Annotated in this window: 21 protein-coding genes; 5 read left to right on the forward strand and 16 right to left on the reverse strand. The window is 37.8% G+C overall.

All coding sequences use genetic code 11. The features are described from left to right. Positions 1-322 precede the first annotated feature (322 nt). Together DCO56_RS29340 and DCO56_RS18555 are read left to right on the forward strand one after the other, a co-directional pair. Complete coding sequence (locus tag DCO56_RS29340) at positions 323-499, forward strand: hypothetical protein (RefSeq protein ID WP_181390606.1); 177 nt, start codon at positions 323-325, stop codon at positions 497-499. Positions 500-526: 27 nt separating this feature from the next. After that, on the forward strand, positions 527-2,149 hold the full coding sequence (locus DCO56_RS18555; protein WP_108635256.1) for a hypothetical protein: 1,623 nt from the start codon (positions 527-529) through the stop codon (positions 2,147-2,149). Between the two features lie 32 nt (positions 2,150-2,181). On the opposite strand, the gene DCO56_RS18560 is transcribed toward DCO56_RS18555, so the two are convergent. The 4 genes from DCO56_RS18560 to DCO56_RS18580 all read right to left on the reverse strand — a co-directional run bounded on the left by DCO56_RS18560 (position 2,182) and on the right by DCO56_RS18580 (position 5,840). Further along, complete coding sequence (locus DCO56_RS18560; RefSeq protein ID WP_108635257.1) at positions 2,182-2,457, reverse strand: hypothetical protein; 276 nt, start codon at positions 2,455-2,457, stop codon at positions 2,182-2,184. A gap of 508 nt (positions 2,458-2,965) precedes the next feature. Further along, a complete protein-coding gene (locus DCO56_RS18570) occupies positions 2,966-4,531 on the reverse strand; it encodes a hypothetical protein (RefSeq protein WP_146191083.1) in 1,566 nt (521 codons plus the stop codon). 36 nt (positions 4,532-4,567) lie between these two features. Beyond that, a complete protein-coding gene (locus DCO56_RS29345) occupies positions 4,568-4,744 on the reverse strand; it encodes a hypothetical protein (protein WP_181390609.1) in 177 nt (58 codons plus the stop codon). A 475-nt stretch (positions 4,745-5,219) separates the two neighbouring features. Next, on the reverse strand, positions 5,220-5,840 hold the full coding sequence (locus DCO56_RS18580; RefSeq protein WP_108635261.1) for a hypothetical protein: 621 nt from the start codon (positions 5,838-5,840) through the stop codon (positions 5,220-5,222). A 350-nt stretch (positions 5,841-6,190) separates the two neighbouring features. On the opposite strand from DCO56_RS18580, the gene DCO56_RS18585 reads away from it, so the two are divergent. Then, positions 6,191-6,634, forward strand: coding sequence for a hypothetical protein (locus DCO56_RS18585; protein WP_108635262.1), 444 nt, complete (start codon positions 6,191-6,193; stop codon positions 6,632-6,634). A 45-nt stretch (positions 6,635-6,679) separates the two neighbouring features. On the opposite strand, the gene DCO56_RS18590 is transcribed toward DCO56_RS18585, so the two are convergent. From DCO56_RS18590 to DCO56_RS18600, 3 genes are read right to left on the reverse strand one after another with little or no spacing between them, the layout of a single operon-like run. After that, positions 6,680-8,056: a RagB/SusD family nutrient uptake outer membrane protein gene (locus DCO56_RS18590; RefSeq protein ID WP_108635263.1), complete on the reverse strand. Its 1,377-nt coding sequence runs from the start codon at positions 8,054-8,056 to the stop codon at positions 6,680-6,682. A 41-nt stretch (positions 8,057-8,097) separates the two neighbouring features. After that, positions 8,098-11,286, reverse strand: coding sequence for a SusC/RagA family TonB-linked outer membrane protein (locus tag DCO56_RS18595; RefSeq protein ID WP_181390611.1), 3,189 nt, complete (start codon positions 11,284-11,286; stop codon positions 8,098-8,100). Position 11,287: 1 nt separating this feature from the next. Then, entirely contained in the window at positions 11,288-11,917 is a 630-nt protein-coding gene (locus tag DCO56_RS18600; RefSeq protein ID WP_108635265.1) for a TlpA family protein disulfide reductase, read from the reverse strand. 868 nt (positions 11,918-12,785) lie between these two features. On the opposite strand from DCO56_RS18600, the gene DCO56_RS18605 reads away from it, so the two are divergent. Continuing rightward, positions 12,786-13,283 (forward strand): hypothetical protein, encoded by a 498-nt coding sequence (locus tag DCO56_RS18605; protein ID WP_108635266.1) that lies wholly within the window; start codon positions 12,786-12,788, stop codon positions 13,281-13,283. 721 nt (positions 13,284-14,004) lie between these two features. Here DCO56_RS18605 and DCO56_RS18610 read toward each other — a convergent pair. Beyond that, positions 14,005-15,915, reverse strand: coding sequence for a polysaccharide biosynthesis protein (locus DCO56_RS18610; protein WP_108635267.1), 1,911 nt, complete (start codon positions 15,913-15,915; stop codon positions 14,005-14,007). Positions 15,916-16,253: 338 nt separating this feature from the next. Between DCO56_RS18610 and DCO56_RS18615 the strand changes: the two genes are divergently transcribed. Then, positions 16,254-17,402 (forward strand): nucleotidyltransferase domain-containing protein, encoded by a 1,149-nt coding sequence (locus DCO56_RS18615; RefSeq protein WP_108635268.1) that lies wholly within the window; start codon positions 16,254-16,256, stop codon positions 17,400-17,402. A gap of 69 nt (positions 17,403-17,471) precedes the next feature. Here the strand turns inward: DCO56_RS18615 and porN are convergent, their stop codons facing one another. The 8 genes from porN to DCO56_RS18655 all read right to left on the reverse strand — a co-directional run bounded on the left by porN (position 17,472) and on the right by DCO56_RS18655 (position 26,504). Further along, on the reverse strand, positions 17,472-18,524 hold the full coding sequence (gene porN, locus DCO56_RS18620) for a type IX secretion system ring subunit PorN/GldN (RefSeq protein WP_181390613.1): 1,053 nt from the start codon (positions 18,522-18,524) through the stop codon (positions 17,472-17,474). Positions 18,525-18,553: 29 nt separating this feature from the next. After that, a complete protein-coding gene (porK, locus tag DCO56_RS18625; RefSeq protein ID WP_108635270.1) occupies positions 18,554-19,852 on the reverse strand; it encodes a T9SS ring complex lipoprotein PorK/GldK in 1,299 nt (432 codons plus the stop codon). Between the two features lie 32 nt (positions 19,853-19,884). Beyond that, the gene (locus tag DCO56_RS18630) at positions 19,885-20,577 is read right to left on the reverse strand and encodes an outer membrane beta-barrel protein (protein WP_108635271.1); all 693 of its coding nucleotides are present in this window, start codon (positions 20,575-20,577) and stop codon (positions 19,885-19,887) included. A 134-nt stretch (positions 20,578-20,711) separates the two neighbouring features. After that, positions 20,712-23,108: a GumC family protein gene (locus tag DCO56_RS18635; protein WP_108635272.1), complete on the reverse strand. Its 2,397-nt coding sequence runs from the start codon at positions 23,106-23,108 to the stop codon at positions 20,712-20,714. A gap of 6 nt (positions 23,109-23,114) precedes the next feature. Beyond that, on the reverse strand, positions 23,115-23,894 hold the full coding sequence (locus tag DCO56_RS18640) for a polysaccharide biosynthesis/export family protein (RefSeq protein ID WP_108635273.1): 780 nt from the start codon (positions 23,892-23,894) through the stop codon (positions 23,115-23,117). Between the two features lie 254 nt (positions 23,895-24,148). Further along, complete coding sequence (locus DCO56_RS18645; RefSeq protein ID WP_108635274.1) at positions 24,149-25,291, reverse strand: DegT/DnrJ/EryC1/StrS family aminotransferase; 1,143 nt, start codon at positions 25,289-25,291, stop codon at positions 24,149-24,151. An 18-nt stretch (positions 25,292-25,309) separates the two neighbouring features. Further along, positions 25,310-25,900 (reverse strand): acetyltransferase, encoded by a 591-nt coding sequence (locus DCO56_RS18650; protein WP_219929418.1) that lies wholly within the window; start codon positions 25,898-25,900, stop codon positions 25,310-25,312. Continuing rightward, positions 25,893-26,504: a sugar transferase gene (locus tag DCO56_RS18655; RefSeq protein ID WP_108635275.1), complete on the reverse strand. Its 612-nt coding sequence runs from the start codon at positions 26,502-26,504 to the stop codon at positions 25,893-25,895. Before DCO56_RS18655 ends, DCO56_RS18650 begins: the two co-directional genes overlap by 8 nt. Between the last annotated feature and the right edge of the window lies 1 nt (position 26,505).

Raw genomic sequence — 26,505 nt, forward strand, 5'->3', positions numbered from 1 at the left:
TAAAAGGAAATCTATTTTCTGCTTGCCATCCCAATCTGCAATATAAACTCTATTTCCAAGATCTATTACAACAACCATCTCCCTTTACATTATACATAAAATTATTTCCCGCACAAAAATCTGTAGCTTACATTCTACAAAAAAACATCTTCCAAAGAAATTTAAACGCAAGAAAGATTAATATACATAATATTGCGTCAAATTATTTACAAAATAAAACTCCATATCGACTATAAAAATTATACTGATCTAATTTTCGTCAAGGGCTTATGGGTTATTTCGAGAAAATATACAGGAATTAAATAAGAAACAAAATAGAACTATGAAAACAAAAAAATTGAAGAATCGCTATGAAAGCCCAAAAATAGAGCTGATAACGATAGCACTCGAACAAGGCATCGCTGCAGGATCGGCAACAGCGCACCCCGAAGACAGCAATGGTCATGTCAAGGACTCTTGGTCACTGGATCAAGATGACAGTAGAACGATTGACTGGTAATTTTTAATAAAGATTAAAACCAAAAAGATGAAAAAAACAATATTTCTTTCCATAACAAAAATTTCAATACTTATCTGCGCTATTTTCTTGATTACGGCATGTAGTAAAGAAACTACCCAGGTCAGCAACACGGGAGATGCGATACTAAAAGTGGGCTCAGTTCAGGTCGCTAAAAGCGAGGACGATAACAATATCGCGAATAGATCAAGTGCAAAAAATTCTGGATCTACCAACAGGAATCAGGCAGCCGAAACCTATGTGATTGCCCTAGAAAACAAACAATTGGTAGAGGTGAATTTTTCGGAAGAAAGTACAGCCACCGATGCACAAAGCAACCTAAAAGCATCCACAGGAACTAAGGCGACATCCAAGACGGAAGAAAATGAACTAGGTAAAGATATCAAATACAAGCTGGTTGTATATGATGAAGGCGGCACTTTTGTTACGGAAAAAGACTATGCGTACGGAAATGAATCCACTACTGCGGGAATACCCTTGCAGGCCAACAAAACCTATACATTTATCGCATATTCAGTAAACAGTAAAACTGATCTTCCTAAGATCAACAATTCGGGCAACATTGATGATGCGATCTTAAAAGCTGTGAATGCAGATTTAATGTATTACACAAAAACGCTAACGGTTAAGGCCGGAGAAAATAAACTTGGTGTAGTGATGAAACATTTATTCAGCCAGATCACTACTACACTAGATATGGATAAGAGCGTCACGGGGTCTATTACAAATATTGGATCCTCGATTTTAAAACCTACACATGGCAGTGCAGACGTTAGGCTAAAAGAAGGAGATGACCAGATCAATTATAATGGAATTCATCCTGATGGAGCGGTAATTATCTTTCCATCTTTAGGAAATGGTTTGCGCACTGTTGAAAGTGAGCCTACGATCCTCATCCACGAGGGTACATCTACAGGTACTGTTAACATCGGTAGTGTAACCATTGATGGCGAAACGAAGAAAGATCTCATTATCAAGAATATCAAAGTCACACCGGGTCACAAATACAACCTGAAACTAACATTCAAGACTTGTACGCAAGATGTGACTTCGGAAGCGATGAATTGGAAATACGAGCGAACAGAGAAGATTATTAATGGGAAGAAAAAGATCGGCATTGAGCTTGAGAATGGCACTTTTATTGAAAACAATCAATATTTGAATAAGTCATTTAATGCACCACAGTCTAATTATGGTTTTGTATTTGACATTACAAATTTAGATAATGCCTTCAATATGGAAGTAAATGGCCAATTTATTTTTGGCAACAAGAAGGAGGATCAGATTCAGTTTCAAACAAATCCTTCTCTGGGTACAGTGCGCAACATTCAGTTTGTGGATGGTTCAGAGCATGGCACCTGGGCAGTCCCTGAAGTCTGGGATATTTTTGGTTCGGAATCAAATCCTTCATTATCCATTTTAATCTCCAAAACCGGTGAAGTACAAATTCTCGCCAGTAAGACGAGTCAAGGAAAATTAGTTCAGATGAAATTAAAAAATGGGCTTAAATTCAATAAAGTCATCTGGAATGAAACCGGGAACAATACTGTCAATGTCACACAGAAAGTGGATGGCAAAACGATAGTCGTTGGAAAAGGAAGGGGTACCAAAAAAGTTAGCTGTACGCTGTAGATATTCGAATGGCCGTGCGCAAATAAGCGCAACTACAGCAGAAGAGTCACTCTCCGAATATAATGCCACCAAATAGTGCTTAACCATTTTAGGGGCAGTGTATTCGGAGATGATTTTATCTCCGGCAAGAAGATCCGCATTAAAATGGAAAACCGTCCTCTGATCACCTGCTTAATATTAGCATAGCCAATTTCTACATTTTCGGGTTTCGGCGGCACAAGCTCGGGCGCCTGCTCATCTTTTTTGCAAGAAACAAACAGCCCTGCTACGAGCATAAATGCCAGGATAATTTTTATTGGTTTGATCATTTGGTATAGTTTTCTTAAATGCAATATGATCGCAAATGTAATCACAAAAGCAATAATATTGCATTTTTACAAATCAATCCTATTCCTCCGGTTTTATTGGAAATGCCAGACATTATCACAAAAAAGGCGGATAACAGTAGTGTTATCCGCCATTCAACTGAATACAGATGTTCCCATAATATGCACCTATATTTTTGAGGAATACTTCCGGCTGTGAAAATGATCAACTTATTTAAATACAGTTATCCTCATATGGCGGGGAGTCTTATTTGTAGACTTTAAAGATATCCTTCAAGATTAAGATTATAGGGTGGTTCCAGGTTACAGGATTGAATTTTTCTTATCGCATAAGCCCACCAGTTACACTTGTATACTGTGATTATAAGAACCGACAAACAATATCGTCCCTACAGGAAAAATTATCCCTGACACTTGCTAAACCTCTCATAGAGTTCAAACAAAGTGTCAGGGACGTTATATCTAAATAATAAATTTTGCTGGCATATTGCTAGTTTTTGACACAACGTACAGAAATGGCTGCACCTATTGAAGCATATGGAGGAATTGCCATAGCATTTTCATGTAATTGTAGCTGAGTATAGCCTGCTGTAGTAGAGGATATGAGATAAAATCCACGTTTAGAAGTAGACTTTGTGTCAGAAAAATCATAAAAACCACTATAATATAAAAATAAATAGTCTGATGGATCATTCCCTAAATTTATCTTTGTTCCAAACGCAACACCTTTTTCCGTAGAATATATAGTAGCATTTTCTGTATTATAGACTTGAGGGTCGAAAGGAGATTCTATCGGATTATTTTTTGGCGTGATGTTCAATTGTGTTAACAATGTTTTTATCTCAGTTTCGGTGGGTAGTCTCCATGTATTTAATGGCTTGACTAATTTACAAGGGTCTCCTGTACTTCCATTTATTTTGCTATTCCCTTCGTTATTCGATACCCCAAACTTTTTAGGTTTAACAAAACTCGGAAAGAAATAACTACCATCGCCATGTGATTGAAAATAATATGAATTATTTCCTTCCTCATAGTAGAGATTTCCCATAGCAAATTCAAGATTACCTATTTTAAAGGTCTTTTCTGTTTTTTTTCCTAAGGAAAGCTCTAATTCATATTTAACGCCCTCTTCAAACATTAAATTTGATAAATGGATATTGCCTTTAATTCCATTAATCTTAACTCCGTGCAAAATTACTTCTCCCTTATCAGTAGATTTTACCTGCATAGGTATCGGACCACTTTTCCAAAGAGCACTGACAGGTTGTGCAGGGAATGAGAACTCGTTACTGCCAAGATATTTACCGTATGTAACTGTTCCCTCAAATTCATCTAGATTCACACCAAAATTAGCAGTATAAATTGGATCTAGAGTCCCTTTATCAATGCTTTCAATCATGCCTACAGTTCCAGTGTTTAACGAAACAGTTATTTCAGCAAACATGTTTGTTAAAGTTAGATTTAGATTTGTATTTTTTCCCGGAACGACTGTGATATTTTCTTTCCGGTGCAGATAGTTTGTTCGGTACTTGGTTTGAGGACTATATCGCATAGAGTTAATACCAAAGACAACAACAGTGTATTCACCTGGGGCAAGATCAAATTCGACAACCTCATTACCATAATGAGTAAAATTTTTTGATGCAACCTTTTTGTCCTTATTATCTTTTTCGTAAACAGATACAGTATAAATTACGCCTCTTTCCAATGGTTCCGTAAGAATTCCATTCGATACAGATTCTGCACGTGTCGACGCTTTAGCTATTGATCGTAAGTTTTTGCTTACCGGCTTCAATGTTGCTATTACGTTGAATTCATCGTTAAAGGAAATTTCTTGTGTTTGCACATCCGAAGCTGTATTTACAGCTTTTTTATTTGACGAGGCCTTTGTTGTTCCGCTTGACTGAAAGTCAGCAAAGCTTGCCCCCCCGATTTTTAGCGTTACTGTTCCCTTCTCTGAGCTCACGCTATTCTCCTGTTTATCTTTTTGACAAGATGACATTAATACTGTTAGGGCAAAAAAAAGTGCCACGAAATTATTTAGAGTAATTTTCATTTTTAATACTTTTAAAATAGATAGGCTGATTCAAGATTACCAATAATAGTTTTCAACCTCTTCGGTCGCTGTCTGTGTATCTTTCCATTGTTGTTGGGGTGCGTTAGATCCACTAGCGATGCCATATTCTAATTCTATCTTCCTTACTTCAATTTTTGGAGCTTCATACATTTGCTTGGAACTGTCTTTGGCTTTAATGTTTGTTTCTTTCATTTTTTTACTTAAAAATTGGTCGATATAATTCCTTATCAACTTAAATAATTTATATAAACGTGGAATTAGAAACCTGTTAAGAATCTTGCTCTGAATACAACAGACTAGGTTAACGTTTTCTAGGCTAAATTTTTTACAATTAAATGCAAAGTTAATAATTAATGGCAAATTTCAAAGGCGTAACGATACTATTGAGTCACATCAGTTTAAAAAATTACAAGAAATCAGAAAGCTATTAATATAAGTTACGATTGATAATAGTCTTTTTAAACCAATGAAAATTATCTAACTGCCAATCAACTGAATACGGATGTACCCATAAAATGCACCTATACGTTCGAAGGAATACTCCCTGCTGGAAAATGATCAAATTATTTAAATTCGGTTATTCGCATTCGGCAGGAGAGCCTTATTTTGTAGATTTTAAAGATATTTCCATAGACTGGAAATAGCCGAACTGAAAAGCCTATGGAAATTATTCCGAACAATGAAAAGTATGCCACAATCCATCCAACTTTGACCATACCGGGGCAGATCTCTCCTGTGGCGAAAACTGATGGAAAATAATGGTGTGATCTGTACCGGGACACTTTCTCACATGTACTGTTGAGTGTAAAGTTATGGGCTGTTTGCCCATATAGTCCACCATTTGAATGGTACCGGTAAAGGTAGATTCATCTTCTCCCTCTGGCTCGGCTAATTTTTTGAATTTAGTCTTAGTTTTCTTGATCAGCTCCTTTGGAAGGGCACGCTTTCCTATGTTACGGTTCACGAGGCCGTCAAAATACATGGACAGATTAGCTTCAATTGTTTTTGAATTGGGCACCTGCTGCCCTTCTATATACCACAAGAAAGCATAAGACCAATACTCATCGCTCCCGGGCTTGCTCCATCCAGTCGTAAAGCGAACATCTTCTACACCCTTGTAAGGAATCTTAGGCGCAAAATCTATGGGTATTGGAAACCGTTCTATTCCCCAGCCATCGAGACTGAGATTATATGGAGCCTTCCACGCTACAGGATCGAATTTTTCCTGTGCACGAAGTTCTGTATGAAGGACAAAAATAACAAGTGCTATAAAGACAGACCTTATCATAATCAACTTATTTATTGTTGGTTAAATAAAGTTAGCGATTTTTGATTAAAACTCGCTGCAATTTATACCAATAGTCTAAGGGCACGCGCCGAGCCCTCACAAGGTGCAATCCACGATTACTATGTCGTAGAGACCTTCTGATAAATACTGCATGGCTAGAAATGAATAAAATCATACATCGATCTACCTAAAATTCATACATCCAGGGCAGATTACTGGGCTAACTTTGGTATAAGATAACAGATCGATTGGACTCAGGTAGTACCGGCCGGTCAATAGAGAACAACTCCAAGGCCGATCCAGGAGGATAATAAGGATAAGCAACAATAATAAACTTAAAAACATTAGAAATGAAAACATTAGTAAAAAGAATCATCGGCACCATGAGCATTGGTGTGATGACATTAGGAATTTCGTTAAGTGCGAATGCGCAAAGTATTAAAAGTGAAAAAGAGGTTAAAAATCAGAAAGAAGTAAAGGCGGCAAAAGATACCAAGATTGTGCGCGCCAATCAGACCTGGTATTTTACAGGCACTTCGAGTGATAACCCGACTGACCCGAGTAAATATTCTACCAGTTTACCAGCTGGAAAAAGTTGTAGTAGCTTGCCCTACCAAACTGTTTGCGAATTGCAGGCTCCAGCTAATCCATCTAATTCATCACAACCAGACATGAATTATATTGCTTTTGGAAGTGAAACAGTACAGCAACGTATTGAGGATGCCCTTGAGACATTAGATCCGTCAGAAACACCTCAAGAAAATGAGACTGTTACTGCTTTTAGAAAACACTAACAGCTGAAGGAAACAAGGGAGAAACCGGCGGTCTCTCCCTTGTTTCTATCTCGTATTTTGTTCAATACCCCCCAAAACAATTACGCTTTCAGGAATTGGATAAACGTAACGGCTATCGTTAGGTTCCAGATAAATTGTCTGTACATGAGTACCATCATCGACTTCGCGGCTAAGTCTTGTTTCAAATTCCTTATCCAGATTCAATCTTTTTAAATCTGACCAACGGACACCTCTAAAAATCAGCTCTTTCCTTCTCTCCTGTAAAATATATTTTCGTGCTTGGGTATCAGTAGTAAAATCGGGTAACTGATACTCGCCGTTTTGATATCTTTTGGTAAGCAATTCCTTTAAAAATATTAGTCCCTCCGACCTCCTTCCCCTTCTGGTATGGCATTCAGCCAATATAAGATAGATTTCATCCATCGCCATCCCTGCAAAGTAAGAAGAAAAATTGCTAGCATAATTCCCCTTAAATCCCTTTGCCCCGTCGCCTTTATCCTTAAAATACACTTTCTTTCTAAGGTCGACCTCATCATATAAATTGTATAATTCCGAGGATATATTAAGGTCATCTTCATTGAGCAGTTCGGCATTTTCCACGGAATAAGCAAGGTATATCATTTCATCATGCAAGGCTGGAAACGGTCTATTGGATTGTATATCCAACTTATTGAAATCAAGCAGAACATTGCTTTTATCATACACCTCTAACGCCATCTTTTCAGCATTTTGATAATCCTGCATATAAAGATAGACCTTTGCTAAGGCCGCACATGCCGCGGCTTTACTTGGCCGTGTTTTGACCGCAACTTGTTCGGGTAATAATTCTCTGGCTAATTTTAGTTCCGCTATGATAAACTCAAATGTTTTTTCCAAAGATGACCTTTGCACCTTTACATTGGAGTCGGATCCTAATCGTATAGGCAATCCCAATTGATTATTTTCCTTTCCATATTTATACGTTTGACAGTAAACCAAAGCGAGATAGTAGTAACATAAGCCACGGACAAAGTGAGCTTCTCCGCTTAGCTCCGTTTTCAAGCTAATATCAGAAGATGCTATTTTCTCCAAGCTTTCCAATACGACATTGGCGACCAATATAGTCCCAAAACTGGCTTGCCAGCTCGATGTACCCGAATTGATTAATTCCCTCTTCCAGAAGTAAAAGTCTTGGTAAAGCTGATATTGGGAGGTAATTTGATCAAAATTCAAATAATAATCATCCGTCCCCACTTCGAGCAGCCCCGGATAAGTCTGATTGATCCGGCTTTCATTGTCAAGCATAGCCCTGAGATCTTTTAATGTCTGCGGAGTCGAAATTGTGGAATCAGGTTTTACATCCAGATATTTTTCACAGGACGTGACTGCAAACAAACCCATTATAGACACAAAAATTAAAATGTTAAATTTTTTACATTTCATAAGATTATGATTTTGTTAATAATAACTAGCTGAAATTTAGTTTAATACGACACATTCAGACCAATAGTGAAATTCCTTGCATTTGGTATTCCCAGAAAATCAGCGTCTAGTCCAGATTTCGTTGCTCTCCATAATACACAGACATTATTGGCATTAAAAAATAAACGCACATTTAATTTCTTCGACGAAAGAAATCGAGAACAATCTGGAGCGTAGCTAAACTGAACATCTTGCAGTTTAACAATATCACCTTTTTCTATATTGGCTTCCGAATTTGCATAGAAGGTATCCCGATTTGTATCAGCAGGATAATTCATTGAAGGTACAGTCGTGGTCAGTTCATCTCCAGGTTTTACCCACCTCTTTTCGTAATCTTTATGTGATATCCAGCTGTTATAAAGCGAGGCATAACGAATAGTCTCTTTTTGGAAGTAATGACCAAATTTGTAGCTAATATTAAATGAGACCGACATATTTTTCCAATTGAATTCATTCCGGAAAGCGCCATAATAAGGAGGTAAGGCTGTACCATGATAGCTTAGGTTTTGAATAGAATCACGCAACATATTGCGATAATCTTTTGAAACCTGTCCTTTGTAAATCCCTTGAGGGTCGCCATTCAGAGGATCTAACCCAGCGAAAACGTAAGAAAATACAGGGTAAAGACTTTTATCTTTCAATGGGCGCATCGATGTTCCTGCATTTGTTGTATAGGTTGTACCTGTACTTAAATTTCCATAGAATTCAAGTACTTTATTCTTGCTGCTTGACAAAAATAACGTCGGGATCCAAGAAAATCTACCATGACCAATACGTCCGGACAATTTGAAGTCAAATCCTCTATTTAGCAGCTTACCGACATTTTTCGTCATGCTTGAAAACCCAGACGTCGGGTCTATCAGATCGGTCGCCAATAAGTCAGATGACAATTTGTTAAAATACTCTATAGAACCTGATATTTTATTATTGAACAATCCAAAATCAAGTCCATAATTTATCATACGGATATCTTCCCATTTTAGCGAAGGATTTGGCAAGGCACTTATTAATGCTCTTGGCAAAGTGGTCTGAGCCCCTGAAGGAGCTTTCGTATATGTGATGATCGGTTCACTTCCGGTTATCCCGCCAATATTTCCACTATGGCCTATGGTCCATCTCAGCTTTAAATGGTTGATCTCCGGAATTTGCTGCATCCATTTTTCCTTGCTCAGATACCAGGCTGTTCCGACCGACCACAATGGATTCCATCGGTCGTTTGTTTTTACGCCAAACAGGTTAGATGCATCTCTTCTAGCAGAAGCGCTGACGGTATACTTATTAAAAAAAGTATAGCCTACATTAGCAAAAAAAGATACAAATCTATTTTCACGCATTTGATCTGACATGAGATAAGGTATACTTTGTTTACCTGCCAATCCTCTATAGGTCTGAAATAGCGTCACATAATCCACGGGCTGGCTAGTTTTCAAGTTGACATCATAACCGTATACTCGGCTTGACGAGCTCTCACTTGTTCTTTTCGAATATTCGGCTCCCGCAAGTACTGTCAAAAGGTGTAAATTATTGTTCACTTCATAATTTAACTGAGCACGACCACGATGGCTCAACATTCGATTACCGGATAAGGTATTTATTGCTCCTTTAGGTATGCCATAAGTAAGCAGGCCGTTAGTTGATGTTGTAAATTGATTAATCAGATTTCGAGTAAAGTAAGCATCTTCTGTAAATAAAGTTTGCTGTTGCTGTATCTGCTTTTCAATATTATATTGTCCAGTAAACTTAAAATTCTTTGAAAATGAATACATCAGGTTGAGTCCGCCATTAAAATAGTCCATCTTATCATCCGTTCGCGAATCAAAGATATCTTTGTACGGTTTCATTGTCCAGTCAAGCAAAGGATCTGAAATACCAATCAAGTAATCTGGGTCATAAGCGTATGCAATAGCTGCTGCGTTTTGGTTTTCATCGACCAATTGGGCATAAGGATACAGAGCTTGTCTATTACCGCCCGGGTTTATGGGGAAGCTGAATGCCGAAGGCGACTGGTTAGCGGTTGTATTGACATATTGAAATGCAGTACTCAGTTCCAGATTTTTTCCTAGCTGATATATCAAATCGGATTTTAATGTAAAGCGGTTATTTTTATCTGTAACTGCATTCGCAAGATTTCTATCGTAGCCCACACTAAAACGCGAAGTAAGCAAATCGGAATGCGTGCCGTAGCTTGCGTTATACTGTTGTAACACGGCATTCCGAAAGAAGTAATGCTCCATATCATCTTTATAATTTATATTTCGATATCTTTCCAACTGTCTATCAGCTTCCGGCTTTGATATCTTACCCACATCTATATCTCGAAGCAGCTTGACCACCGGCGAAAACAAATATGACGCACTACTATTGCTTAAAGCCGATTTATAAAATCCTTTTTCATATAATTGCTGTTCTACTGCTATAAAGTCCGCCGAGGACATTAGCTGCAAATAATCGAGATCAGCTTTTTTCGTGACCATAAAACTAACTCCAGCGTCCCATTTCCCCTTAGACCTTTCAGCATTGCGCTTTGATTTTAGGACAATCACTCCATTGCCAGCCCTCGCCCCCCATATTGAGCTTGCCGCAGCATCTTTTAAAACTGTTACAGATTCAATATCATTGGGGTTTATATTACTTAGCTCTCCTTCATATGGAAAATTGTCCAATATGATTAAGGGCTTAAGCAATGCGTCAGAAAAAGACCCAAGCCCTCTAACATTCATAACAGTAGCGGATTTACGTCGATCAAATTGAAGGCCCGGCACTGTCGATTCCAATTTATCTATGATATTTAAGGAAGAGCGCTGATTGAGGACCTTGTTAGCTATCATTTCGAAACTACCTGTGGCCCGCTCCTTGGGAAGCGACTGGTAGCCGTCACTATAAACAACCACTTCTTCTAGGGCAAGTTCATTTCGTTCAAGAGTGACGATCAGTGAATCTGGAAATGTATACAAGACATTCTTTGGACGATAATTAATGTGCGATACAGCTATATGCCCGTGTTTATTTGGCAAAACAAGTTCAAACTTTCCATTCCGGTCTGTTGATGCTGCTACAGTTCCAGCCCTTACAATAGCATCACCAATAGCCTGATGTTTCGCGTCCAGTATTTTGCCAGTTATCTTAAATTGTGCTTTTGCCGCTATCGATACCCAGAAAGACAGCAAGAAAAGAAAAATATGCTTTTTCATTTTACTTTGTTCTAGGTGTTGGGTCCACAAAAGGGGCATTGTAACCTCTATCCAATAAGTTGCGCATCGTATAAGTCTGTATATTACCATTCTGATTTATCCAGACATAAAAGGGGAATCCATTAAACGGGAATAGGCGATGGAGGTAATCATCGTCTATAATAGAGTGTATGGATTTGAAACCAAAATCACTATGTTTCAATCGTTGATTAAGTCTTTCAACCTTTTGTATATCATCTCTAGTACGCACGGAGTTAACCATAACAACATTGATTTCATTGCCGTACTTATTTTTAAAGAATGCAATTTCCTTTTGGTGAATTAAGCAAGGAGAGCAGGTTGTTGACCAAAAATCTAATACCAGAAGTTTCCCTCTGAAAGGAGCAAGAGTTGATTTAGATAAATGCCCATTGTTATAAATAGTAAATTCTTGTTTCCAAAAATCATCAGGCACGGCATCACCTATGTTAATAGGGCGTTGAGTTAGCCCATCGGCCCCGCTTTCCTTGCGGGGCGTCTGAGCCGATAAACTAAACATAGAAACTAAGCATAGGATAGATAGTAGGGTACTATACCGTTTTATTGTCTTTTGATTGGGCAAGATCTCTCCTGCCCTAAAAAAATGTCTCATTTTTCAAGTTTTAATGGAGTGATCTAAGGCAGAGACTACCTGTCCGATCGGGATCAGCAATTTCATCCCAGGGGTCTGGCCTGAGCCACTCCGGTAAATAAATAGAACTATTAATAGGTCTTCAGATGCGGTGCTAGACAATTACGGGTGAATAGATATGGACGATACCGCATCCATATAGAAAATGAAAAACCGACCTTTTTTATAGAAAAACTATATTTATTTTTTAGAATCTTTGCTTATGAATCGCAAAATCCGTACTTTTAAGCTGCTAAGAATAAAAGAAACGAGGATAGTGCAATTGTCGGGCATTGATCTTGAAAAAATTAGGTCGGCAAAATCAACCACATTGTACCAATAAGGACGGCTTTTTGGGCCTTTCTTAATGGGCATTTTAATACTATAAGTATTGCGTGTTGTTGATTTTAAGCTCTTTGATACTACTCCGGTGGGCAGCGTTTGTTCTTAATAAGCAGGATTGCTGCATGTTGCCGACACTGATCCTTGATCCGTCGTTGTGATGATGATGTACTTGACTCTAGCTCTTTCATAATTTAAATAGCTGGGTTATTACTAAGAGTCTCGAGGGAAGGAAGTGGAAGCTCCTCCAAAATATAGAAGAGGTAAGCTCCGCTACTATCCACTGAACACGGGCACGGCAAAGAGCCTAGACACAGCTTCAAATAGGGAGCTTACCCCTCCTTGTTGTAAAGATACAAAAAGTGTGGGGGCGCGCAAACCCTACGTCCCGTGTCATTTGAAATTTGCCGTTTCGTGCTCGAGACTTAATCAGACTAACTGATTACATAACAAATATACAAAGGCTTAAATTAAAAAACAAGAAAATCCTCGTTTTTAAAAAATTAATATGATAAAACTTGATTACAAACTTTACAACACGATTTCATTTCGTTCCTTCTTAAAAGGATACGTAAATGAAAAATATAAAAATCACCCAGTACTCTCTCAGAAAATGGAGGCCATAGACTGGCTTTTGGAAAAGGAAACTGCAAAATTAACCGCTAAAACTTTTTTTAACGTTATAAAATCCTTGGAGTTAGATTTAAAAACAATTTGTGATCTATTCTTTAAGACGATTCCATCTATCAAACTAAAATCTATTAAATCTTCAAAAAACCGATTAGAAGATTTATTGGGACCTTATTTTAATTCTAAACTAGAACTAGTGACAGCTTCTGGAATTAAGGAAACGACTTTAAACGAACTATTTGATAATAAGTTTGACCGACTATATGCATACGAAGCTTGCGCAATTGCTATATCATTTGGAATTGAACCAGCAGTTCTTTTCGATTACTTCTACGGCGATGGTGAACGCCCAATGATCGGGATTATACCTGCCTAGTAACGTCAGTCGCTGATATTGAATATTAAGCAGAAAACAAATCCAAAACTTTTTGATATTAAAATATTTATTGCGTAACTTAGTTATGCCGGTTAAAGGAAAAACCAACTTATAGCTAAGCCTCCGATTTACATCTGGAGGCTTTATTTTAAATCATCTTGAATTTCAATAGAATACTTTTCATAAAATTAGTTAATAAAAAGGTAACTCCCCTTGCATAGCCCGATGATAGGGGAGTTTTTCTTATTTATAAATCCGTAAAAAAATAGAAGCCAAAACAGGTAGCTTTACCCCAGCACTCTAATTTCTAGAAAATAGGAACCATTGAATATATTATCATCTACCTTCCCATCGAATCGCAATAATTTAAAAATCATTTGTTGTATTTGTAAGGATTAAATAGCGCTATCTGGAGAGTATAGCAACAATCATAGTTGCCTAAGAAAGTGTATTTTGCCTGATTGAGGATCCACCTCTACCAATACCTTTCGGTGATTTTCATAATCGTAGATATACCAGTGGGGATGTTCAGGATCACCAGCTGAATACATACTTAATACCTGGTCGTGAGTTGATGTTGATATTTCTGGCGGATTATTATCCATTCGGGATATTCTTATTAGTGCTCTCTAATTTACGATTTTCTAGTTAGACTTCGCACTAGTTCCTATTTTACATTCGCAACAAAATACTTTTAAGCCCAAGTCATATAGCGTTTATTTTATTTATCCAAAGTTTCAAAAACTGAATTTTGCGAGCGATATTCAGGTACAATATCCTTGATCAGCTGCACCAAACGCATTTTATCCTCATTTGGATCAGCCGCTTTCGCAAGTTTACATAATTGCTCCACACGTGACCGCTGTAATGCTAAATCTGGCGTATTTACTTTGGCAATCATGATTTTTTCATGATAAGTTTTCTCCGTGTTCTCTCCGTTGGCCAAAAGCTCTTCAAAGATTTTCTCTCCTGGACGCAGGCCGACAATTTTGATATCAATATCTTCGGGATAATTATAGCCTTTGAGCCGGATCATCTGCTTGGCCAGATCCATAATCTTCACTGGTTCGCCCATATCAAAGACAAATATCTCGCCTCCTTTACCCATTACCGCAGCCTCTTGTACCAATTGACAGGCCTCGGGTATGGTCATAAAATATCGGGTTATATTCTCATCTGTAATGGTGAGTGGCCCCCCTTTCAGCATCTGCTTCTCAAATAATGGTATAACTGAACCATTCGAGCCCAGCACATTACCAAAACGAGTCACAATAAAATTGGTTTTTGAGTTTATATTGACTGTTGAAATAGCAATTTCGGCAACACGTTTCGTAGCCCCCATGACATTTGTGGGATTCACCGCTTTATCGGTAGAGACCATCACAAACTTAGATACATTGTATTTATCTGCCAACCGTGCCACATTGTAAGATCCCCAGACATTCGTCAAAATTGACTCATAAGGATTGGCTTCCATCAAAGGCACATGTTTGTATGCTGCTGCATGGAAGACATAGGTAGGACGATAAAACTGGAACAACGTCTCCATAAAAGACTCATCCCGAACATTTCCTACAATAAACATGCAGCGCGAAAAATGATTGGAACTACTTAATTCCTGCTGAATATCATACAAAGCCGACTCCGCCTGATCCACCACGATAAGCTGTTTTAGATCGGTATGAGCAAGCTGCCGCACCAGTTCGCCACCGATGGAACCGGCCCCGCCTGTGACAAGAACAATCTGCTCTTTCATTTCAGAAGCAATGGCAGGATTATCCAGATCAATGGCTTTGCGTCCCAATAAGTCTTCAATACGTAAGCTTCGGATCTGCCTTGTGGCTACTTCTCCCGCCAATAGACGGGCAGTATCCGGAATCATCTTAACAATTAACGGAATCGGTTCGGCAAGTTGAAATACTTTATTTAAACGCTCCGGTTTACGGTCATCCACCGCTATAATAATTTCAGAAGCGTTGCCATGCCGCTGTACAAAATCTTTATTTAGGACATTTATATCATGGATTTTAAAACCTTGAATACGATTACCTATACGATGTGGATTATCGTCCATAATGGCGACGATACGGTATTTGTTGCGGGATGTGGTATGTATAAAGTGAAAGGTGGTGTTCCCCATATTGCCCGCACCAAAGAGAATTACCGGAATACGGTTGTCTTTACCTCCCCACATCAGCTCATGATACAAGGCCCGATAAAGCACACGGCTGAAGGTCATGCCGAAACCAGCAATCAGTGCATGAAAAAGAAGCTGTGTGTCCGAAAAAGGTAACATCGCATCATAGGAGGGATACAGCCACTCTATTCCTTTAGAAATGAGTACAGCGGAAAAATAAGCCAATCCAACAGCCAGGACAATACGTTGCAATTCACGGATACCGGTCTTGTGAACAACTCCCTTAAACGTACCGAAAATAAAAAACCAGAACAAATAGACGATCGAAACAAGCAGCGCCTGTCTGATCATGTCATCTATCTCAACTCCTCCTCTATGCTTGAATATAAGAACATAACTGATAAAAAATGCTGTCGCGACAATAATTATGTCCAACAGCAAAATTATCCAACGAGGCTTGTTGACAGACAAGCCTTCCTTCCATAAATTATTCATTTAACTTCTATAATGATATTATATACTTTAATCGCAGAATGCGATTAAAAAGTATCCCTTTCCGTAATTAAATATTTGAAGCTCCCTCTTACTTATTATACCATTACATTTATCGTACCTGAAATAGACTTAACGCCTTACATTTTCAAAAAAGAGCCTTTTTGAACCAACAATGTGTTTTTTAACGCATAGGATTTAATTTCATGACTTCGAAAATAATTAAGCGAATGCAAAATTAATAAATTAAATATTGATCTCCCCGTAAAACAATAAATGCAAATTTCCAGAAAAGCGCTTTTCAAAACGGTCACATTTGACGTCGGTTCTGTTATTATCGCATGGAAATCATTATCTTTGGGACAAATTGTTTTTTGCAGATCATCCAAATGGACAACCAACTAAAGGATATATTTTTTCAATTGCTACGAATAGGTTTATGGGGAGAGGGAACTTTATCTCAAAATCAACCACTAACAATAGATGATTGGAATAAAATACATCGTTATGCCATCAACCATACGATTGAAGGTTTAATTTACGATAGCTTTCCTTTTTTAGAAGAAAATCAGCTTCCACCACAGTCTCTACGGATGAAATGGGCTGTACGTGTTGATCAGATTGAACGGCACAATGCAAAAATGAATCGTGTGATAGCGGAGCAGTTTACTGCTTTTAGTGCGCAGGATATCCGTCCCATTTTACAAAAAGGTCAAGGAGTTGCTTCCTATTATCGAATTCCCAACCATCGGATCAGTGGAGATATTGATTTCTGTTTTGAAGACGAGGGCTATGCAAAGGCCCGAAATTATCTGAAGGAAAAACAGATCAATTTCCAGGATACTGCTGGATTCAGCTTAGATTATAACTTTAAAGGAATTCATATCGAGCATCATAAAAGGACTTTTGATTTCCGTAGCCCCCTGAGAAAAAATTATCTCAGAAAGCTGATAAAAAAATACGAACCCGCAAAGCAGTATATCATCATCAATGAAATCCCTGTTCGATTACTTGCTCCAGAATTACAATTATTGCAAGTCAACATTCACATATTAAAGCATTTGATTACTTATGGGATAGGCCTCCGTCAGTTTTGTGATTCCGCAAGACTTTATCACGCAGTCTCTTCCCAAATAAATAATGAATCACTGGAACAGATTTACAAAAAGACTGGTATCTTGAAATGGATTCATCTCCTGCATAAGCTTTTAGTTGAAAATTTAGGACTCCCTAAAAAAGATCTACCCTTTCCCTATCCTGAAAATATTGAAACAGATTGGATGCTCGATGAAGTGTGGTATTCCGGAAATTTCGGTTTCAAGGATGAAAGGTTCGACAACAGCAAGAAATCAGCCCGTTTCGCCCGCCCAGATTCGCCAAAACGTCTATGGCAAAATTTCAAACGTTATGTCAAATATGCTCCAGAAGAAGCGATCGCTTTTCCACTGATCCATACCTATTCAAAGTTTCTGGGCAAGGATAGTGATTAAATTTAAACAAAGAAAGCGAGTTGCGTTATTCCCATAGCGCAACTCGCTTTCAATTTCTAATTCACTGTTTTAAAGCTTTTCTTCAGTCGAGGTATTGCTTTCCGAATTTTCGGTTGTACTCTCCCCTTGCTGTTTAGATTGGTTATTTTCCTGCTGAGATTGATTGGATTGATTTCCTTCCAATTCCTCCGCTTTGACGCCTTTTGGATTGCTCCATAATTTCTTTTTATAAGCATCCAGCTTCTCTTCTACTTTTCGTCCATCCAATAACTGTCCACCATTTTCTGTTTCTTTTAAATTCTGCAACATGCCCGGAGACGATTCGCGGACAATTGTGCTCGCAAATTTATTCTGTACAAAGAAATCATCCATGGTCATATCATAGAGACCTTTATCCGGATCCGAAATATCCACCTGTACCAGACTATAACGCAATTGCGGAAAATACAGCCAAAACGCAGGGGTTGCCCCCACAGACTCAGCCAGCTCCGCGGATGTGGTAATATTCATTAGCGGAGCAACACCAATAATGCGTGTTTCCAATCTACTGCGCTGTTTGTCAAAAAAGATATCCTCTTTAACCCGAAACTTGGTCACACGAGCAGGATCAAACTCATTGAGCGCCATTTTCGAGTCAATCTGATTTCCTTCACCATCAAAGATGGGCACCAATACACTGTCCGCAAAACGGGCCATTCCCTCCTGTGCACTCAATCTTCCCTTGAAAGAATCATCATCAGGGCTATAAAGCGATAGCTTTCCTTTTTCAATGGCTTTCATCACCACTTCTATCAGGGAATTGCCCGGGATAGCCAATATCCCATTCTTTTCATCCTTTAGATCAATATCACGCCATACACGCTTATAAAAACGGATATTTTTCCTGTTCACCTCAGGATAAGCGAAAGGTACAGCATCTTCCATGCTATTGGCCTGATAAAATCCGTCTGTCGTTGGAATCGTGTCCGGATTAATTTCCCCTGATTCAACCGGAATTCCGGAAATTACGTTATTTACGGTATCCTGATTTCTAGGAACTGTATCTATTTTCGTCTCTTGCTGAGCGAACAACAGCCCAACGACCAAGGTCATGGAAGCTGTCATTACTGTTTTCATTTTCATCGTAATCATGTTTATATTTACAGCCAAGATTAATATTTACGTGTTTTACTTTGTACGGTCGGCATTTCAAATGCAGACATTACACAACGAAAACCAATATAAGAATGCGGTTCATAATCGACCGAATAATTACGAGTCTCGCTATTTAATTGTTCGCCATTATCTTTCCAGGAACCACCACGTACAACCTTTCTCTTCAAAGCATCGCCATCCTTTGCATTGGCATCATATAACAACGCTGGATTAAGATCATTGACAAATACCACTGCAGATGGACTGTATGCATCCAATGTCCACTCAGACACATTTCCAGCCATATTGTACACGCCAAAAGCATTAGGCATATACGATTTAACCGGTAAGGTGAATGTAGCACCATCACGGGAATAAGTACCTTCGCCTTGTTTAAAGTTGACCGCTAATTTTTTCTTGCCTTCTGTTCCATCAATAGTAAATCTTGATCCAGCGATTGTATCCTGCGGATCCAATTTGCCTGATGCCGCATATTGCCATTGGGCCTCTGTTGGTAAGCTCAGACTCAATTGATAACCATTCAGGTAAGAGTTTTTCAATACGGTGGCTGCCATTTCACTTGCACGCCAATCGGTGAATGCTCGAGCTTGTCTCCATGTCACACCTACAACAGGATAATAGTCAAAAGAAGGATGCGTAAAATAATTCGCATCTAAGGAGGCTAATTGCGCATTGGGGAAATCCTTTGTCCAAATATCTTCTACAGGCATTACCGCAACAGAATCCGTCACATAAGCTTTTTTCATATTGCCCTTTGACTGTAAATAAGAAAAGCGGTATTTAATGACCTCTGGATTGAGTGCACGTCGGTTACCGCGCATTTCCAACATTGGAGCTATGCGTTCTTGAATACTTGGATCATTGCTTTTCCATAAAGGAGATATCCTTTTAACCTTTGCCCAATTAATTCTACGCTGCCCAACTTGTTCACCTGCCATCTCTAGAAAGTATTGGTCATCCTGCAGGTAATCCGTTACTGCTACTGAATCTGCAACCCAGTTCACGAATTCCCGATACTGTTTATTTGTTACTTCAGCTTCATCAATAAAAAAAGCACTTACACTTACGTTCTTGCCTACATTACCACTATCTAAAGATCCCTTAAAAAGGATTGTGCCAGAAGGAATATAAACCATTCCCGGAGGCGCAGGTAATTTTCCTCCGCGAAAAGCATTTACCTTGGGAGCTTTGTACATTGCTGAGTTTGATTTACAGGCAGAGAAACCGATTAAAAGTGCCAAAGCACCAATACCCAACAAACGATTTTTATAAATCTGTCTTATTATCGTTATCATTGTTCATTAATTAAATTAGGTTGTTCTTTAGCTTATTTACGATTGAAAAGTGCATATTTTACACCTAACGATACAAAGCCATACTGGTCATTACTTTTGTTTTTTATGCCGTCAAGATTATCATTGGTTGTTAGTGTATGCTGATAGTTGACGTTGATTGCCCATTGGGGACCATATAAAGTACGGCCAAAGGGAATGTCTACCCCAACATTTAAGGGAACTACAAAATGGATTTCACCTAAGTCGTCTGCAAGTTCACCACCTTGACTGGTAATTGCATCAGCATAAATGGGGTCAATATTACGTTTAATGCGATTTTTAACAAGTCCTGCCCCCGCACCAACATAGACGTTGGAAAGAATACGTGAGAGTGTATTAGCCTGTAGTGTGTAATAACTATAATTGTCTGCATGTCCCATAAACTGTCCTAAACGAACTTTACCATTTAAGTTTCCTGCGAAGTAACGATTTTCGAAATCACTATTATAGCCGTTACCACTTAATGTTCCTTTTTCACCGCGCAGACCAACTGATATAAAGGGATTGATTAAGTAATCTGCTTCACCATAAAAGGCGAATTTAGCCTCTACATTAGCTAGATCTGTTAAATTATATGCAACACCCGCACCAGCTCCTACACTAACAGGGCGCGAAAATTGTGCTGAAACAGTTCCTATCATAAAGCCTAAAGTCCCTATTGCTGCACATAATAGTTTTTTTCTCATAGTGAGTTGATTAGTATTAAAAATATTACAATCATAACGGATTGCATCGATAATTATTATAAAATAAAACCCCAAGTCAGGTATTCGACTTGGGGTTAAACAACAATAAGGCCAAAATTAATTCCTAAGGGAATCTATTTTATATTTAATCGATCTTTTATGTCTTGCCAAATCTTAGCAAGGCCAGTTTTCTTTTTACTTCCCTTATCTCCATAACCATAGCCGTAACCATAACCGTATCCATAGCCACGTGCAAAGTCCACGTCATTTACCACTGCAGCAACATTTTTCAATTTGCCTTCCACATACAGTTCGCGCGGCACTTGCAACAACCGCTTATCCAAATAGTTTACACGCGACACATATAGTGTTAAATCTGCATTATGCGCAATCAATAAGGTATCTGTTACTAAACTTACTGGTGCAGTATCTACCAATATGTAATCATAATGTTTACGAGTATAATTGATCACATCATCAAAGTGTCCATTCATTAATAATTCTGCCGGATTAGGAGCAATATATCCTGAATATATTACATCAAAATCATAGTTGCCTGGTTTTTTAATAATAATATTATTCAAATCCATATCCGGGTTAATTAAAAATTGGGTAATCCCAACATTAGTATGTTGCAGATGAGACAAACCAAGATAATCCAATACTTTTGGGCTCCTTATATCTGCGCCAATTAAAACAACTTTCTTTCCCGACATCGATAAAATTTGCGCTAAGTTAGTCGTGACAAAAGATTTACCTTCACCAGAAATCGTAGAAGTAACAAAAACCACTTTAGCAGAGTCTTTCTTTTCAGAGCCAAACATAAAGTTCATATTAGTCCTCAGAATTCGAAATGCCTCCGCCAAAGAAGATCGATCATTTAGATGAACAATGGTATCCTCAGCAGTAGGTATTTCGCCTAAGACTGGTACCTTTACAATATCCTCGATGTCTTTTCTTGAGTGAATTTTGTTATCCAATAAAAATTTTAAATAGAGAATTGCAAAAGGAATTAGAAACCCGATAACTAATGCACCTAGCAATATTATTACCTTTCTAGGAGATACTGGCTTACGATACGTATACGCTGAATCAATAATCTTCAAGTTGTCTGGTGTAGCGGCAGCTTTTACTTCGCTCTCCTCTCTTTTTTGTAACAATAGGAGATAAAGAGATTCAACAATCTGTTGCTGTCTTGATATCTTTTTGAACCCTTGCTCTTGACTTGGAATAGAACTAATTTTATTTTTTATTTCATTTGACTTACTCTTAATACTATTCAACGCAAGTTGTGTTACATTTTGATAGTTCTTAAGAGATTGACGAATATTTTTATCACTTTCAGATATTCTCTCATTAAGTGATACCACCGCTGGATTTTGATCTGAAGCGGATTTCAAAAGATCATCACGTTCTAGAACTAGTCTGTTGTAAGATTCAATGGCATTTCCTATCGATGCATCTTGCAACCCTATATTAGAAGGCAATAGTTTCCCAGCTTCTTGTTTTGCTAAATAATCGTTCATATGATCAACGAGCTCCAATTGAGTACGGTATTCTAAAACCTTTTTGTCATTATCTGAAGCATTGTTTAGAAATACACCTGCTTCTGTAGCCATATCGACCATTGAATTTGCAGATTTAAATTCAGCAGCCTGTTCATCTGCACCAGATAAATCCTTCGATATCAATACCAAACGTTTATTAATAAAATCTGATGTAGCTCGAGTCATACGAAGCTTATCATTGGTCAAATCGTTATTATAGGCATCTATTAATGAATTTAAAACTAACTCAGCTTTTTTCCCTAGTGTGGAAACCATTGAAAAATTAACAATATAGGACTGGATTTCAGTACCCGGAGTAATACTTATTGCAGCTAAGTTAGCATCAATTGCCCAATCCTCAGATAGAACATTAACACTATATTCTCCTTCTAAATCAACCTTAACATCATTATTCCGATGGAATATAACACTATTTCCCCAAATATTCACAACTTTACCTAATCCAGCTTTTAATTTCTCACCAGATACAGTATTTGTAATAAGCAATTCATTTTCACTCAACAGCTTTGCTTTCAAACTGATTATAGAGTCTTGCCTTCCCTGTGGTAGTACCACAAAAGGCATATCCTTTTCCAAAACTTCGGTTGATCGAATATTTCCTTGTGCAGAATAAACTATATTTAAGTGAAGCTTATTGACGACTTTACGCATCAATCTCCGGGAAGTTAGTACCTCCATTTGATCTGTTACAAAAGCCGCTCGACTACCACCAAGTCCCATACTACTACTTAATTCAGCAATTCCTGCCAATTCTCCAGCCGATCCACTACGTTCATCTTTTAACAAAATTTTTGCAGTTGTACTATAAATCTTTTGTGCATAACGCAAATAAAGGAATGCCGTGACTAAACTTAATATAATTGCTATAACAAACCATTTCCAGTAATATGCATACTGTTCAAATAATTGTCTTAGATTAATTTCTTCCTCTTGTTTTTCCTTAATTTGTATAGGTTGTTCCATAAAATATTAGCGGGTTAATACTGAGATTACAGTAATTAATAAGCTGGCAATCGAAATAATGATATTTGTATTTGCCCCTAATTTTGAGTTGTTAATTTGGGCTTTATTTGGTTCAACATAAATCACATCATTTTGCGCTAAATAATAATAGGGAGAATTTAATGTATTTTGTTGCGTTAAGTCTAAACGATGCATTGCTTTTTGACCATCGACTTCACGAATTAACATAACGTTTTCACGAACCCCACGAATGGTCATATCTCCGGCCATACCCAATGCTTCCAGAACGGTAATACGTTCAGTTGGCATAATAAAAGATCCAGGTCTAGCAACTTCGCCTAGGACGGAAATTCGAAAATTGTTAAAATTGATATTGACGCCTGGATCCTTTATATATTGATTAAGTTCGGACCTAATCTTCTCTATAGCTTGAATCCTAGTTAGTCCCTTCACATAAACTTTACCCAACATTGGCAAAGTTATATTTCCTTTATCATCAACAGTATATGTTGGCTTCATGGCCATATCTGATTGCTGAGTAATATTGGTAGTCATGGAACTTACAGGGTTGAAAGGCACTGTCACTTTTGGATCAGCGGCTGTCACAACAATCGTTAAAATATCATTTGCTTGAATCCTTGGAATATATTGTTCATAGAGTGTATTGATCTGAGTAGAATCCGGTTGGAGATAAACCATATTCTTTCGAGACCCACAGGAGCAGATCAGTGCTAGTGATACCATACAAAACACTAAAGTTAAAGTGTATTTAGAAATTAATTGCATGCGTTATTAATAATTATAAAATTTATCTTGTTATTTCCGTGTCAAAAATAATCCTTTTATCCATAATGACATAAAATGATTGTTAAAATAGTAATAAAACTTTCTCACACTATCAAGATTAGTGCCGAAAAATCCTCGTGGTAAATTTCAAAAATCAAGAATTTATATCTGGTGCCAATAAAATTCACTCTTAAAATGATTTGGTTCGCTCAAAACTAAACAAATCTAAAATCCGATTTCCCAAGATATCCTACTTACACTCCCTGACTCAGCAGTTTATTTACAACTTGACTTATACGTTGTCTATCCGAATCTGTCAGATTAGTACCCGATGGTAAACATAGTCCTTGCTCAAATAGTCGTTCTGCTACCATATGTCCATAATATAGAGCTTCACTGAATACTGGTTGCAAATGCATAGGTTTCCATAAAGGGCGAGACTCAATATTATCTTCCAATAACGCTAATCTTAGATCTTCGCGCGTAAATCCAGCTAAAAGTGGGTCAACAACAATTGCTGACAACCAATGATTTGAGTAAAAATCTTCCGATGGCTCAGTAAAAACCTTTACCCCAGAAAAATCAGCAAATAACTCTACATAAAATTGGGTCATAGCACGACGTGATTCAACACGTTGTTCTAGTACTTCCATTTGACCACGTCCTATACCTGCACAAATATTAGACATACGATAGTTGAAGCCTATATGCGAATGCTGATAATGCGGAGCGTTATCTCGAGCTTGCGTAGATAAAAACACGGCCTTCTCCTTATCCTCATGAGTATGACAAACCAATGCTCCCCCACCAGAAGTTGTGATAATTTTATTTCCGTTAAAACTCAAGACTCCAAAACGTCCAAATGTTCCACAAGCTTTACCTTTATATTTAGAACCTAAAGCTTCTGCCGCATCTTCTATAACTGGAACTTCAAATTCTTCAGCAATGGCTATAATTTCATCCATTTTTGCAGGCATTCCATATAAATGCACAACAATAATTGCTTTAGGCTTTTTCCCATTACGTATACGATCATTAATAGCTTCTCTAAGAGCAATTGGGCACATATTCCATGTATCTGCTTCAGAATCAACGAATACAGGAATAGCGCCTTGATATGCAATAGGATTTGCTGAAGCAGAGAATGTCATAGACTGACAAATCACCTCATCACCATAGCCAACACCGCACTCAATTAACGCCAAATGCAACGCTGCTGTTCCTGCCGATAATGCAGCAACCTTAACATCAGTTTTTAAAAAATGCTCCAAGTCCTGCTCAAATCCATTCACATTGGGACCCAAAGGGGCTACCCAATTATTATCAAATGCATCATGAATATATTTCAACTCATTTCCCCCCATATGGGGGGACGAAAGCCATATTTTATTTGACATAACAGTAAAAATTTATTTTTATTTCTTTATTATTCTCCCTGGATTACCTACAACCGTACAACCATCTGGCACATCTCTAATAATTACAGCACCCGCCCCGATTGTACACCATTTACCTACTTTTATTCCTTGTATTACGCATGCTCCAACCCCTATATGGGTACCTTCTCCTATCGAAACTGTTCCTGCTAAGGCCACATTCGGTGATAAATGTACAAAATCCTCGATAATACAATCGTGATCAATTGAAGCATTGGTATTAACAATACAATGATTACCGACTTGAGCATCTGTATTTATAGTCACACCAGCCATAATTACCGTTCCATTCCCGATCATAGCGCGAGTCGAAATTTGAGATTGGGGATGAATCAAAGTAACAAATGCATTTTTAAGAACAATTGCTAATTTTTTGCGAACGGCATTATTTCCAATCGCTATCACGCATTTTTCCTTATTACCAATTTTTGCAACGATGGGATAGTTCCATATTTGTTTTTTTGTTGGCTCATCTTCGCAAAAAGTCAATTCTTCATAATAATTTAGCTCAGCTAGTTCAGCTATTACCTTCGCATGCCCACCTGCGCCATATAAAACCAATTTATTCATTATTATTTCCCTTAAAAGCCTCCATAGTTGCCTGACCCTCTGCAGAAATTCCCTCTCTTACAAACACTTTTTTAATTGTCAAAAAGAAAATCTTTAAATCCAATAAAAAGGACAGGTGATCTACATACCATACATCATATTTAAATTTCTGATCCCAAGAAATAGCGTTTCGGCCATTCACTTGTGCCCACCCTGTAATTCCTGGGCGGACCTCATGTCTTCGCTTTTGAAAATCGTTGTATAATGGCAAATACTGAACCAATAATGGTCGAGGCCCTATTAAAGACATATCACCTTTAAGCACATTGATAAGCTGAGGAATCTCATCAAGAGATGTTTTTCGAACAAATGCCCCAATAGGGGTCAAACGATCGGCATCAGGTAATAAATTTCCCAGCACATCTTTCTTATCGTTCATTGTTTTAAATTTAATGATAAGAAATATCTTATTTTTTACACCTGGCCTAGTTTGAAAAAAGAAGGGTTTACCATTATTCGCAAAAAATAGGCCAATTGTTACCAAAATAAATATCGGGCTTAATATAAATAAACCTACAAAGGCTACCAGGAAATCAAGGACTCTTTTAAAAATTAATTTATACATA

The organism is Sphingobacterium athyrii (genome assembly GCF_003071065.1).
GTDB lineage: Bacteria > Bacteroidota > Bacteroidia > Sphingobacteriales > Sphingobacteriaceae > Sphingobacterium > Sphingobacterium athyrii.